The sequence below is a fragment of the Sphingopyxis bauzanensis genome (assembly GCF_002205675.1).
Taxonomy (GTDB): domain Bacteria; phylum Pseudomonadota; class Alphaproteobacteria; order Sphingomonadales; family Sphingomonadaceae; genus Sphingopyxis; species Sphingopyxis bauzanensis.
This window is the reverse complement of the sequence record NZ_NISK01000003.1, coordinates 120428-134566: the sequence shown is the minus strand read 5'-3', so window position 1 is coordinate 134566 and position 14139 is coordinate 120428. Positions and strand designations below refer to the sequence as shown.

The 14139-nt window shown below is 64.1% G+C and carries 10 protein-coding genes; 7 read left to right on the top strand and 3 right to left on the bottom strand.

Features of this window, described 5'->3' with window-relative positions; all coding sequences use genetic code 11:
* Positions 1-143: 143 nt before the first annotated feature.
* The 5 genes from CDQ92_RS11960 (at position 144) to CDQ92_RS11940 (ending at position 8794) form a co-directional block, all read left to right on the top strand.
* Positions 144-2210, top strand: coding sequence for a S9 family peptidase (locus CDQ92_RS11960; RefSeq protein WP_088441649.1), 2067 nt, complete (start codon positions 144-146; stop codon positions 2208-2210).
* 150 nt (positions 2211-2360) lie between these two features.
* A complete protein-coding gene (locus CDQ92_RS11955) occupies positions 2361-5177 on the top strand; it encodes a valine--tRNA ligase (protein ID WP_088442220.1) in 2817 nt (938 codons plus the stop codon).
* 259 nt (positions 5178-5436) lie between these two features.
* Positions 5437-6798 (top strand): MATE family efflux transporter, encoded by a 1362-nt coding sequence (locus CDQ92_RS11950; RefSeq protein WP_088442219.1) that lies wholly within the window; start codon positions 5437-5439, stop codon positions 6796-6798.
* Positions 6799-6896: 98 nt separating this feature from the next.
* Positions 6897-8063, top strand: a complete 1167-nt coding sequence (locus CDQ92_RS11945) for a sensor histidine kinase (protein ID WP_229667611.1) — start codon at positions 6897-6899, stop codon at positions 8061-8063.
* A complete protein-coding gene (locus tag CDQ92_RS11940; protein WP_088442217.1) occupies positions 8063-8794 on the top strand; it encodes a LytR/AlgR family response regulator transcription factor in 732 nt (243 codons plus the stop codon). The genes CDQ92_RS11945 and CDQ92_RS11940 overlap by 1 nt, the downstream gene beginning before the upstream one ends.
* Before the next feature lie 60 nt (positions 8795-8854).
* Here the strand turns inward: CDQ92_RS11940 and CDQ92_RS11935 are convergent, their stop codons facing one another.
* Positions 8855-9208 (bottom strand): UrcA family protein, encoded by a 354-nt coding sequence (locus tag CDQ92_RS11935; RefSeq protein WP_088441648.1) that lies wholly within the window; start codon positions 9206-9208, stop codon positions 8855-8857.
* A 246-nt stretch (positions 9209-9454) separates the two neighbouring features.
* Here CDQ92_RS11935 and CDQ92_RS11930 point away from each other — a divergent pair, with 246 nt between their 5' ends.
* A complete protein-coding gene (locus tag CDQ92_RS11930) occupies positions 9455-9946 on the top strand; it encodes a hypothetical protein (protein WP_144035765.1) in 492 nt (163 codons plus the stop codon).
* A 4-nt stretch (positions 9947-9950) separates the two neighbouring features.
* Here CDQ92_RS11930 and CDQ92_RS11925 read toward each other — a convergent pair whose 3' ends face one another.
* The gene (locus CDQ92_RS11925) at positions 9951-10364 is read right to left on the bottom strand and encodes a hypothetical protein (RefSeq protein ID WP_144035764.1); all 414 of its coding nucleotides are present in this window, start codon (positions 10362-10364) and stop codon (positions 9951-9953) included.
* A gap of 133 nt (positions 10365-10497) precedes the next feature.
* On the opposite strand from CDQ92_RS11925, the gene CDQ92_RS11920 reads away from it, so the two are divergent.
* The gene (locus CDQ92_RS11920; protein WP_229667612.1) at positions 10498-12030 is read left to right on the top strand and encodes a BCCT family transporter; all 1533 of its coding nucleotides are present in this window, start codon (positions 10498-10500) and stop codon (positions 12028-12030) included.
* A 17-nt stretch (positions 12031-12047) separates the two neighbouring features.
* Here CDQ92_RS11920 and CDQ92_RS11915 read toward each other — a convergent pair whose 3' ends face one another.
* On the bottom strand, positions 12048-14123 hold the full coding sequence (locus tag CDQ92_RS11915; RefSeq protein WP_088441644.1) for a M13 family metallopeptidase: 2076 nt from the start codon (positions 14121-14123) through the stop codon (positions 12048-12050).
* Between the last annotated feature and the right edge of the window lie 16 nt (positions 14124-14139).

Below are 14139 nucleotides of genomic sequence, written 5' to 3'. Positions count from 1 at the left end.
GTTTACGCAGCGGCGCAGGTAAAGGACGCTTGCGGCCCCCGCCTTCGCGGGGGCGACGATTATTGGTGATGTCCGCTACCCACCCCAAATCAAGAATCAACGAACATGCTTGAACCCGCCCCGCACCCCGCTAAACCGCTTTCATGCGAAACCATATCCTGACCAGCGCCGTCGCGCTCGCCGCCGCCCTGTCCACTCCCGCTTTTGCCCGGCCGATGACCGAGGTCGATCTGGCGACGCTGAAGCGTGTCGCCGCGCCGACCGCGTCGCCCGATGGCCGCTGGGTGGTGTTTCAGATGACCGAGACCGAGGCCGCGACGTACAAGCGCGCGACCGGACTGTGGCTGGTCGACCGCAATGCCAAGGACGCGGCGCCGGTGCGCGTCGCTGATACCGCCGAAAAGAATGAAACCGCCCCCGCTTTCCACCCCGACGGCAGCCTCTATTTCCTTTCGAACGCATCGGGCAAAAGCCAGGTCTGGCGGGTCGATCCCAAGGTCGGCGGCGCCGCCGCGCAGGTCACCGACACCGTTGCCGATGTCTCGGGCTTCAAAATCTCTCCCGACGGCCAGCGCCTGCTCGCCTGGGGCGACGTGCCGCGCGAATGCACCGACTTCGGCTGCGATGCCAAGGACAAGGGCGCCCTCCCCGGTCCCGGCACCGGCCGCCTGTACAAGGACGGCGCCGGATTCGTGCGCCATTGGGACAGCTGGGAAACGCCCGGCACCTATAGCCGTCCGTTCGTCTTCAATCTTGACGATGGCAAAGCCAGCGCCGCGCGCGCCGTCGATAGCGGGCTGGTTGGCGATAGCCCGTCGAAACCCTTCGGCGGCGGTGAGGAACTGGCGTGGGGCGCCGACAGCCGCACCGTGTTTTTCACGCTGCGCAAAGCCGACAAGGACGAGCCGACCTCGACCAACCTCGATATTTACAGCTGGCTGGTCGACAGCCGGATGATGCCGCAGAACCTGACCGCGGATAACAAGGCGACCGATACCCTCCCCACCCCCTCGCCCGACGGCAAATGGCTGGGTTATGCCGCCATGGCCCGCCCGGGCTATGAGGCCGACCGGCAGGTGCTGATGCTGCGCGACATGTCGACCGGCGAAACGCGGAAACTGACCGACGCATGGGACCGCTCCGTGGGTTCGATCGCGTGGGCCGCGGACGGCAAGTCGCTCTATGTCACCGCGCAGGACGTGCTCGATCACCCCGTCTTCCGCGTCGATGTGAAGACCGGCAAGGTCACGAAGCTCAAGGCCACCACCGAAGCCTTTGAAGGCAATATCGGTGACGTCACCCCGCTGCCCGGCGGCGCCCTGCTCTATTCGCGCAACAGCGTTGCGGTGCCGACCGACCTGTTTGTCCGCGATGGCAAGGGCAAGATCACCCGCCTGACCGACGTCAACCGCGCCCAGCTTGCCGAAATCGATCCCGTCGATGCCAAACGGTTCAGCTTCAAGGGCGCGAGCGGCGACACCGTGTGGGGCCAGATCGTCAAACCCGCCGATACCAAGGGCAAAATCCCCGTTGCCTTCCTCGTCCACGGCGGGCCGCAGTCGAGCTTTGGCAACAGTTGGTCGACGCGCTGGAACCCGCGCCTGTTTTCGGCGCCCGGCTACGCCGCGGTCAGTGTCGATTTCCACGGCTCGACCGGTTACGGACAGGCATTCACCGACAGCATCAATCAGGATTGGGGCGGCAAGCCGCTCGAAGACCTCAAGCTCGGCCTCGCCGCGGCGGGGGCGCAGGACGCCAATGCCGACACCGCCAACGCCTGCGCGCTCGGCGGCTCTTATGGCGGCTATATGATGAACTGGATCGCGGGCAAGTGGCCCGACGGCTTCAAATGCCTGGTCAACCATGCCGGCGTGTTCGACCTGCGCGCCATGGCGTTCGAGACCGAGGAAACATGGTTCGACGAATTTGACCATGGTGGCCCTTGGTGGCAGCGGACCGAGGGCGAGAAATGGAACCCGGTCAACCATGTCACCAAATGGAAGACCCCGATGCTGGTAATCCACGGCGAAAAGGACTTCCGCATCCCTTACAGCCAGAGCCTCGCTGCGTTCCATGCGTTGCAGCGGCAGGGCGTCGAAGGCGAATTGCTGGTCTTTCCCGACGAGAACCACTGGATCCTGAAAGGCCAGAACAGCGTGCAATGGTATCAGACCGTGTTCGGGTGGATGGGCAAGCATCTGAAGAAGTAAGAACCTCTCAATTCAGTTCGTGTCGAGCGAAGTCGAGACACCCAGAAGGCGCGTGCCCACGATGGGCATCTCGACTTCGCTCGATGCGAACGGAAACTCTATGGTTCCCCCTTGCCGCGCCGCACCATGGCTGGCAAAGCGCGGCGCATTATGCCGATGGAAAAAACATTCGATCCCGCCGCGATTGAGGCGAAATGGGCTCACGCTTGGGAAAGCCGCGGGCTGTTTCGCCCGCATCGCCCCGACGCCACTCCCTTCACGATCGTCAACCCGCCGCCGAACGTCACCGGCGCGCTGCACATCGGCCATGCGCTCGACAACACGTTGCAGGACGTCCTCGTCCGCTATGAACGGCTGCGCGGCAAGGATGCGCTGTGGGTCGTCGGCATGGACCATGCCGGCATCGCGACGCAGATGGTCGTCGAGCGCCAGCTGGAGGCGAGCCAAGACAAGCGCACCAATTACAGCCGCGAAGATTTCATCGACAAGGTGTGGCAATGGAAGGCGGAAAGCGGTGGCCAGATCACCGGCCAGCTCCGCCGCCTCGGCTGCTCGATGGACTGGAGCCGTGAGCAGTTCACGATGGACCCGCATTTCACCGCCGCCGTGGTCAAGGTGTTCGTCGACCTCCACAAAAAGGGGCTGATCTACCGCGACAAGCGGCTGGTGAACTGGGACCCCAAGCTCAAGACCGCGATTTCGGACCTCGAAGTCGAGACGCACGAGATTCAGGGCGGCTTCTGGCACTTCAAATATCCGCTCGCCGACGGCGTGACGCTCGATGACGGGCGCGATTATATCGAGGTCGCAACGACGCGCCCCGAAACGATGCTCGCCGACATGGCGGTCGCGGTGCACCCCGATGATGCGCGCTATCAGAGCGTGATCGGCAAGGATATTCTCCAGCCGCTCACCGGCCGCCGTTTCAAGATCGTCGCCGACGAACATGCCGACCCCGAACTGGGCAGCGGCGCGGTGAAGATCACCCCGGGGCATGATTTCAACGACTTCGACGTCGGCAAGCGCGCGGGGTTCAAGCCCGCCGAGATGCTCAACATGCTCGATGGCGACGCCAACGTCATCCAGACCAGCGACGGGCTGATCCCCACCGAATATCTCGGCCTGCACCGTTTCAAGCGCGACGGCATCGACGGCGCGCGCGAATTAGTCGTGCAGCGGATGAAGGAAGCGGGCTTCCTCATCCCCCATATCGTGACTTCAAAAGAAGGGGACGTCGTCGAGCATGACGCCGAGCCGCGCACGATCCAGACCCCGTTCGGCGACCGCGGCGGCGTGGTGATCGAACCCTGGCTGACCGACCAATGGTATGTCGATGCCGAAACGCTCGCGCAGCCGCCGATGGCGGCGGTGCGCGACGGGCGGATCAACATCGTCCCCAAGACGTGGGAAAAGACCTTCTTCAACTGGATGGAGAATATCCAGCCTTGGTGCGTCTCGCGCCAGCTCTGGTGGGGTCATCGGATTCCAGCGTGGTACGGCCCCCGCCCTGAAGAGCTCAATGGCTTCGGATATAGCGATGGCCCGATTTTTGTCGGTGATACCGAGGAAGATGTGCGAGCTGAAGCGGCGTCGAAGTACGCAGTTTCTCCTCAGCGGATTTTCTTTGCCGACAACGCAAGCCAAGCTAGCGCAAGATGGGTTGAGAACAGCATCAACGGAGACACCGTTGTGCTTTACCGCGACCCCGACGTGCTCGACACTTGGTTCTCTTCCGCCCTCTGGCCCTTCGCTACCCTCGGCTGGCCCGAAGACAGCGACCTCGTCAAACGCCACTACCCCAACGACGTCCTCATCTCGGGCTTCGACATCCTGTTCTTCTGGGATGCGCGCATGGCGATGCAGGGAATGGAGTTCATGGGCGACGTGCCATGGAAGACGCTCTATCTCCACGGCCTCGTCCGCGCGCCCGATGGTGCCAAGATGTCGAAGTCGAAGGGCAATGTCGTCGACCCGCTCGGCCTGATCGACCAATATGGCGCCGACGCGCTGCGTTTCTTCATGGCGGCGATGGAAAGCCAGGGGCGCGACATCAAGATGGATGACGCGCGCCTTGCAGGCTACCGCAATTTCGCGACCAAGCTGTGGAACGCCGCGCGTTTCTGCGAAGCCAATGGCATTTCGGCCTCGACCACCCTCGCAGCCCCTGCCGCCACCCTGCCCGTCAACCGCTGGATCATCGGCGAAGTCGCCGCGACCGTCTCCGCGATGGAAACCGCCTTCGCCGCCTACCGCTTCGATGAAGCCGCGAACGCGATCTACAGCTTTGCGTGGGACCGGTTCTGCGACTGGTATCTGGAACTGATCAAAGGCGCGATCGACGACGAGACGAAGGCCGTCGCCGGATGGGTGCTCGACCAGATCCTTGTCATGCTCCACCCCTTCATGCCCTTCATCACCGAAGAGCTGTGGACCGGGCTGGGCGACCGCGCAGACTATCCGCTGATCACCGCCAAATGGCCTGCGCCGGACGGCGTGCGCGATAGCGATGCCAGCGCCGACATCGACTGGCTGATCAAGCTGGTCAGCGAACTGCGCGGTGCGAAGGCCGAACTCGGCCTGCCGCCGGGTGCGCGCCTGACCGCGCATTTCCCGGCATCGCTCAAAGGACGCACCGACAAGCTCGCCGCGCAGCTCGACCGTCTCGCGCGCCTCGAAGCGATCAGTTTCGACCCTGCCCCCGCAGGCGCCTCGGCACAGCTCGTCGTGGAGGGCGAAACGATCACCGTACCCCTCGAAGGCGTCATCGACATCGCCGCCGAACGCGACCGCCTGAGCAAGGCGCTTGCCGCCGCGGCGAAGGAACGCGACGGGCTCGCGGGGCGCCTGAACAATCCGTCGTTCGTCGAACGCGCCAAGCCCGAAGCGGTTGACAAGGCGCGCGCCGACCACGCCGCTAAAGAAGCCGAAGCCGACCGCCTGACCGCCGCGCTGGCAAGGCTGGGGTGAGTGAACGCGCCAAATCCTCCCCGCTCGCGGGGAGGTGGCAGCCGGAACGGCTGACGGAGGGGGGTGGCGTCCTTGCGCGACGCTGCTTGAGAACGCGAACCCCCTCCACCATCCTGCGGATGGTCCCCCTCCCCGCTCCGGGGAGGATTGTTCGATGACCGACGGCGACCCCGTCACCCCCGTCACCCCCACCCCGGTCGCTGTCGCTAGCGACCCCGCTTCGACGCCAGTCCCCCCGCGCCAGACCGCGCGCGGCGGGATGGACCTGACCAGCGGACCAATCGCCAAAACGCTGATCATCTTCGCCCTCCCAACGCTCGCGTCGAACGTCCTTCAAACCCTCTCCGGTTCGGTCAATTCGATCTGGGTCGGGCAGTTTCTAGGCAACAGCGCGCTCGCCGCGACCGCCAATGCCAACATCATCATGTTCCTGATGTTTGCCACTTTCTTCGGCTTCGGCATGGCGGCGACGGTGCTGATCGGGCAAGCGATCGGGCGCGGCGACATTGATGCCGCACGCCGCGCCGCGGGGGGCGCGATCGGGCTCGCGGCGCTGTTTGCGGTCGTCATCGCGGTCGTCGGCTGGTTCACCTCCGACGCGATATTGCGCCTGCTCGAAACCCCGCCCGAAGCCTTTGCGCTGGCGCATGATTATCTGCGCGTCACCTTTGTCGCGATCCCCGCCAGCATGATTTCGGTCACGCTGATGATGGCATCGCGCGGTGCGGGCGACGCGGTGACGCCGCTGCGCTTCATGGTGCTCACCGTGGTCATCGACATTGTCCTGAACCCGGTGCTGATCCTCGGGCTCGGCCCCGTTCCGCGCCTCGGCATCGCGGGCAGCGCGCTGGCGACGGCGATTGCCGGGACGATCAGCCTGATCGGTATGATCATCTGGTTCTATGCCAAGGATCACCCGCTCCGCCTGCGCGGCCGCGAACTCGCCTATCTGGCGCCCAGTTGGCGCGAACTGCGCTTCATCATCATGCGCGGGCTGCCGATGGGCGCGCAGATGCTGGTGATTTCGGGTGCTGGCCTCGTGATGGTCGGCCTCGTCAACCGTGAAGGCCTTGTCACCGCCGCCGCCTATGGCGCCACGCTGCAATTGTGGAACTATATCCAGATGCCCGCGCTCGCGGTTGGCGCCGCGGTCAGCGCGATGGCGGCGCAGAATATCGGCGCGCAGCGCTGGGACCGCGTTTCGACGATCACCAACAGCGGCATCATAATCAACCTCGCGATGACCGGGGCTCTGATCGCGCTACTGCTGCTGTTCGACCGCGCCGCGCTCGCCCTGTTCCTCGGCAGCGGCAGCGAGGCGATCGAAGTGTCGCGCCATATCCAATATATCGCGACCTGGACCTTCCTGCCGTTTGGCACCACCATCGTCATTATCGGCACGTTGCGCGCCAATGGCGCGGTCGTTCCGCCGCTGATCATCCTGGCGGTGTCGATGTTCCCGATCCGCTTCGGCATCTATTATTTCGCCTATCCGGCACTCGGCGCCGACGCGATCTGGTGGAGCTTTCCGCTCTCGTCGCTCGCCTCGCTGGCGATGGCGTGGGCGGTGTATCAGCGTGGCACCTGGCGCCGCGCGCTGCCGCAACCGGGCGCGCGATAGGCGGCCGGCTTTCGACCAATGCGCGCGCGCCTTCGACTGGCGACCCGGTGCCTGCTATCCTTGCTACCGGTTTTGACGCTAAAGCAGGCGCAATGAACATGACCCTTCGCAAAGACGCGCTGCGCGACCAGCGTGCAAAGATGCTGGCGGCGGCGCCCGACTGGAGCGCCTCCGATGCCCGCGTCAATCCGCGCGTCGCGATCGGATCGATCATCGCGATGTGGCTGCTCTATTTCCTGATCACCACCGGGCTCGGCCTGCTGACCGGCGTGCCCGAGCAATGGGCATCGGCCGGACGGCGCGCGATCGTGGTGGTCGCGGGCATCCTTTGTACGTTCGTGCTCTATCAACTGCTTCAGCGCGCCCAGCCGCAAAGCTTTGGGGCGCGCCTGGCGGCCGCGCTCGGCGCGGCGGTGCCGCTGGTGATCGTCTATGCCTCGGTCAATCTGTTCGTATTCTATTACTGGTTCCCGGTACCCGAAGCCGCAAAGATCATCGAAGAAATGCAGGCAAAATACCCGGGCGCGTGGGAAACCGTGCTGATCCTCGACAGTTCGATCCGCTGGTATTTCTTCTTCGCCGTGTGGGCGGCGCTGTACGTCGCCTTTGGCTATGCCAGCGAGATGCAGGCGGTCGAACGACGCGCCAATCATTTCCGGCTGGAGGCCAAAAACGCGCAGCTGCGCGCGCTGCATTATCAGGTCAATCCGCACTTCCTGTTCAACACGCTCAATTCGCTGTCGGCGCTGGTGATGCGCGGGTCGAAAAGCGAGGCCGAGACGATGATCATGAACCTGTCGTCTTTCCTGCGCTCGAGCCTAGCGATCGATCCCGAACAGCTCGTCAGCCTCGACGAAGAAATCGCGTTGCAACGCCTGTATCTCGACATCGAGCAGACGCGCTTTCCCGACCGCTTGCAGGTCGAGGTGACGATGCCCGACGAGCTGAAGAATGCCTGCGTCCCGGTGCTGATCCTGCAACCGATCATCGAAAATGCGATCAAATATGGCGTTGCGCCGACCAAGGGCAAAATCGCGATCCGCCTGCACGCCAGCGCCGAGTATGGGCTGCTGGTGCTGCGTATCGACAATGACATCGACGCCAAGGCGCCGACCCCGGCGTCGGGGACGGGGCTCGGCCTCGGCAATGTTCGCGAGCGACTGCTCACGCGCTATGGCCCGACCGCTGGGTGCGAATGGGGGCCGTCGGACGATGGCGGCTTTGTCGTGTCGCTATGGCTGCCACTGTCGCGGGAGGCTCGCTGATGATCCAGACGCTGCGCACCCTGATCGTCGATGACGAACCGCTCGCGATCGAGCGGTTACAGATATTGACCGGGCAGCAGGACGGCGTGTCGCTGGTCGGCACCGCCAGCGACGGCGCCTCTGCACTGCGTATGGTCGATGCGCTCGCGCCCGATCTCGTGCTCTGCGACATTGCGATGCCCGACCTCAACGGGCTGGAGGTTGCCGCCGCGATCGATCGGCTCGACAATCCCCCCGCGGTGATCTTTGTGACGGCGTTCGACCAATATGCGGTCGCCGCCTTCGATGTTGCCGCAGTCGACTATCTGCTCAAACCCGTCTCGCCCGACCGCCTCGCCCGCGCCCTCTCCCGAGTGCGCGAATGGCGCGCCACCGAACGAGCACCGAGCCAGAAAAGCAAATGGATCAACGAATTCTGGGTCCAGAACCGCGGCGAAATGCTGCGCATCGATGCCGGCCAGGTCGATCTGATCGAGGCCGAGCGCGACTATATGCGACTCCACGTCGGGGCGCGTAGCTGGCTGATCCACCAGACGATCAAGTCGCTGGAAGCGCGGATGAACCCCGACCAGTTCATGCGCATTCATCGCTCTAAAATGGTGCGCCGCGACGGTATCGTCGGGCTGAAACATCATGGCGACGGCGCATGGAGCGTCGATCTGGGCGAAGGCGGCGTCCACCGCGTTGGCCGCACCTATCTTCACGACGTCAAGGCGATCATGCACGATTGAACCAAAAGGCGGTCATGCTGTCCAAGCATGACCGCCTTTTTTGTCTAACTGGCCGCGCCGTCAGGGCGCTGATACCATGATCGTCTGGCCACGGTCGGCCAGCCGCGTGCCATCACCGCTCAGCAGGCTCGCCAGCTTAACGTCGGCATCGGCCATCGTTACCTTCTCGCAGTTCAGCGCCTGGGCGCGCTCGCCCAGCGTCGGCCGATAGTTCGGGCGACTGTTGCACACGGTGCGCACCGCCGTCTTAACGCGCGAACTGAGCCGATCGCGCCCTTCGACGCTCGCCAGGTTCAAGTCGTTGTAGCGCACGACGACGGTGCGCCGCTCGCCATGGTCTTCGGCCGCGGCCGGGACGCTCAGGCTGATACACGCGATCGGCGCGGTCAGCAGGATCAGGGAAAGTTTCGCCATGGGGGATTCCTCTCTTGGGAGATGATGCGGGACACGAGGGCTCCGGACCGGGGAGACCAGGACCCCCGCATCCCGCAAGTTGGTGATACCCCCTAGACGTCATGAGAATCGCGTTTGGATCGATCGGCGCAAACACCGGCTCGATTACCGGACGAAAGCCGTTCATCTATCGACGAACGGTCAGCGGGCGGGCAATTTCATGGCGCCCGACTTGCACTGGACGTTCGCGTGTGGCCAAATCGGCATATGGCGACGAAATTATCTTTCTCCGCGAGTCGGCATAGCGGCGTGCGGCTGTTCCGCTGGTCGGCGCTGGCGCTCGTCGGGGTGACTGGCGGGATGCTACTCGGCGAGATGACGGTGGGGACCAAATCTGGCAGCGGCATCGCTGAACCGGCAACCTATTCGCACCTCAGCACCAATCCCGACGCGGCGGCACCACCCGTCGGCGGCGCCGCGCCATGCCTCGATTGCCGCGACAGTTACGGTGTCGCCGCCCGCCTACGCGCCGACCGCGAAAGCCGCATGAGCGATGAATTTCGGGAACTGGGCGCGGTTGACCTCGATCCGCCAGCGCCCAGCGAGCCCGATGACGGTTATCGCTATGGCGGCCGCTTTCCCGACCCGCCGCCACGCCACGCGAGCAGCCAAACGCCGGACGCGCAGCTTGTGTCCGTCAACACGGTCGACGACAAGCCGCTGGTCGCCGAAACGTCCGCGCCAGCGACCGATTATTGACCATTTAGCGCGGCTGCGGCGTGTCCGGCTGGGCGCAGCGCGTGGTGTCCCCCGCTTTGCACGCCGCGACGTCGGCCTCCCACTTCATCCGCTCTTCGGCCGACATCGCGGCTACCCGCGCCTTTTCGGCTTCATAGGCCGCGGTTTCCTCGGCAAACTCGGTCTGGTCGTGCGCGACCTGCTGCGCCGCGGCCGATACTTCCTGCTCGTAAGTGACGGTTTCGGCCTTGGCGCGTGCCGCCTGTTCGGCGTTCAGCCGCGCGGTGTTCGACCGTTCTTCCGGCGTCGTACCATCGGGTAGCTTCTTTTGGACTACCGGCGCTTCGGTCGGAGCTGCCGCTGGGGCTTGGAACGCCACTGCCTGCCCGCTGGCGATCAGCGCCAATGCAGTGGCCGCCGAGAAAATCATTCTGTTCATCAAAGTCACTCCTGAAATCCAAAGCTTTGGCCGTCCAACGCATGGTCTTATAGGGCGTTCCCGCTAGCGAATTGACCTCGGCAAGGGCAAAGGTCATGCTCGCCTTTCACACCTTGTCCGATCGGACGTCGATTTGCCAGCATCGTCGAAGCACCCGCTCAATCGCCCGGTCTTTTTTACGCCGCTTGCCGTGCTGCTCGCCGCGGTGGTGCTGAGCCTTTGGCAAGGCGCCGCGGTTCTTGCTACCGAGACCGCGATCAACGACTGGATTCTACGCCACTTCTCATCGCTGTTCGCCTGGTCCGGGCTCGCCTTTCTGGCGCTGCTCGCGGGCATTGCCGTATCGCCGCTCGGTGGGCAGGTCATTGGCGGCGCCGGGGCAAAACCGATCCTCTCCCGCTGGCGCTGGTTCGCCGTCACGCTTTGCACCACGATCGCCACCGGCATCCTTTTCTGGGGCGCCGCGGAGCCGCTGTTCCACCTCAACGATCCGCCCGCGATGCTGGGGCTGCAACCCGGCAGCGATGCCGCCGCGACCTTTGCGATGTCGACGATGTTCCTGCACTGGACGCTGACGCCCTACGCCATTTACACCGTCGCCGGACTCGCCTTTGCGCTCGTCTATTACAACCGCCGCGAGCCGTTCAGCCTGTCATCGCTGTTCGTCCCGATGCTCGGCCAGCGCGCACATGGCCCGGTCGGCGCCGGCGTCGACATCCTCTGCCTCTACGCGCTCGTCGCGGGCATGGCCGCGTCGATGGGCGCGGGCATCCTCGCACTGGCGGGCGGGATTGAAGGGATCGGCGGCTTTGGAGGTGGCACCCCGCTGCGCTGGGCCATCGCTGCGGCGATCGTTGGCAGCTTTCTGATCTCCGCCGCCACTGGCCTGCAAAAGGGCATCGCCGGGCTGTCGGTGCTAAACACCTGGTTGTTTTTCGCGATCATCGCCTTTGTTTTGATCGCGGGTCCGACCGCCGACATTCTCGGTCTGTCGCTGCGCGCCGGGGCCGACTACTTCCAAACCTTCATTTCCCGCAACCTCGGCCTCGACGTCGATACCGACTGGCACCGACAATGGACGATCTTCAACTGGGCCAACTGGTTCGCTTGGGCGCCGGTGACTGCGCTGTTCCTCGGGCGTCTCGCCGTCGGCTACAGCGTTCGCGCCTTCATCCTCTACAACCTGATCCTGCCATCGTTGTTCGGCGCGGTGTGGATGACCGCGATCGCGGGGGCCACCATCGCGCTCGATCAGCAGAGCGGCGCGAGCCTTTACGCGATCCTGACGGCGCAAGGGCCGGACCCGGTACTGTTCCGGCTATTTAGCGCGCTGGGCGGCGGCTCCGGGGTTGCCGCGATCGTTCTGTTCGCGATCTTTCTCTCTTACGTGGCGGGGGCCGATGCCAATGTCTCGGCGATGAGCGCGCTGTCGACGCGCGGCATTACCCCCGACGCCCCCGAAGCTCCACTTGGGGTGCAAGCGGTTTGGGGCATCACCGTTGGGCTGGTCGCGCTGGTGCTGGTCGCGCGCGGCGGCATCGACGGCATCCGCATGATGTCGGTGCTTGGCGGCTTTCCCGCGCTGTTCGTGATCATTGGCGCGGCGCTGTCGCTGACCGTGATGGCAGTACGGGGACGGCACGACGCCGCCCCCGCCCGGTCCTGAGAAAGGGGTCTCAGGACTTACCAGATTTTGGTGCGCTCCTCGGGCTTCAGATAATATTTAGCCCCCGCCTGGACATTGAACGCCTTGTACCAGGCATCGACGTTGCGCACCGGGCCGATGATGCGCCAACGTGCCGGGCTGTGCGGGTCGCTCGCGACCTGCTGCTTGACCGCGTCCTCGCGCGCTTTGTCGCGCCATGCCTGCGCAAAGGCCAAGAAGAAACGCTGATCTCCGGTCAATCCGTCGATCACCGGGGCAGGCTTGCCGCCGAGTGACCGATGATAGGCGTCATAGGCGACCTCCAGCCCGGCGAGATCGGCGATATTCTCGCCCATCGTCAGGTCGGGATTGATGAAAGCGCCGGGAGCCGCTTCATAGGTCGCATATTGCGCACCAAAGGCTTTGGCCGCGGCATCGAACTTTGCCGCGTCCTCGGCCGTCCACCAATCGCGCACCGCGCCCTCGGCGTCGATTTTACGCCCCTGATCGTCGAAACCATGGATGACCTCGTGCCCGATCACCGCCCCGATCGCGCCATAATTGACCGCGTCGTCGACGCTCTCGCTGAAATAAGGCGCCTGCAAGATGCCCGCCGGGAAAACGATCTTGTTCTCCAGCCCGCCATTATAGGCGTTTACTTCCTGCGGGTTCATCGCCCATTTCTTGCGATCGACCGGCTTGTTCAGATCGCCCAGCGCATAGGCATATTCGAACGCCGAACTGCGCTTCACATTGCCGTACAGATCGGTCGGATCGACCTTGAGCGCAGAATAATCGCGCCATTTGTCGGGATAGCCGACCATGACGTCCATCTTCGCCAGCTTCGCCAGCGCCGCGTCTTTGGTCGCGGGCGCCATCCAGCTGTTGGCGCGGATACGGTCGCCCATAGCGAGCTTGAGGTTGGCGACCAGCCCCTCCATCTTCGCTTTCGCGCTCGCCGGGAAATATTGGGTGGAATAGGTTTCGCCGACCAGCTCACCCAGACTGCCGTCGACCAAGGTTAGCCCGCGCTTCCAGCGCGGGCGCAGTTCGGACACGCCGCTCAGCGCCTTTGTATATTCGAACCGGCTATCGACGAATGGTTTGGACAGATAGGGCGCCGCATTGTCGGCAACATGGAACTGCTGCCACAGCTTGATCGTGTCGAGCGGCGTTTTGGCATAAAGCCCGGCGATATCGCGGACGGCCGTCTTTTCGGTGACGATCAGGCGCTTTTGCGATCCGATGCCAGCGCCGGCAAACCACGCGCTCCAATCCAGACCGGGAGCATAAGTCGTCAGCTCATCCGACGACATCGGATTGTTGACCTTGCCCACATCGCGGCGGTCGGCAACCGCCCAGCTGACTTTGGCAATTTCGGTTTCGAACTCCATGATTGCGTCGGCCGCTTTCTCGGGATCGGCATTGCCAACCATCTTAAGCGTCCGTGCAATATAGGCGCGGTAGGCATCGCGCTGCGGCTTGAAACCGTCGGTCAGATAATAATCGCGATCGGGAAGCCCGATCCCGGCCTGACCCAGCCAAAGGACATTGACCGTGGGATCGGCGGTGTCCGCATAGGGACTGCCGCTCACAACCGTCGACCCGAACGTCCCCTGCGTCGCGCCCATGAAGCGCGCCATTTCGGCTTTGTCCTTGATCGCGGCCACGGCAGCGATGTCCGCCATCAACGGCTTGGCCCCCAGCGCATCGACCCGCGCTTCATCCATAAAGCTTTGGTAGAGCCCGCCGACCTGGCTCGTCGCGGGTGCGCTGGCGACCACATTGCGAAGCTGGCGCTGGGTCAGGTTATAGACGTCATATCCGACCCCCGCCGACGCCTGATCCGACGGAATTTCGGTGCGGGCGAACCAGGCCCCATTGGCGTATTTATCGAAATCGTCGCCCGGCTTGACCGACGTGTCGCGCGCGTCGAGGTCGACACCCCATTTGCCGAAGGTAAGCGCTTTCAAAGATGCCTCATCGACATCGCCCGCGGCTTCGCCCGTCGCCGACGTCAGCGACACCGGGCCAACCGTGTCGTGCGCCATCGCTGGCGCTGCCAAGACAGCGGCGATTGCCAGCGAAGCTGCTCCCAAAAATCCCTTTCTCATTCCCCGTCTCCCTAGT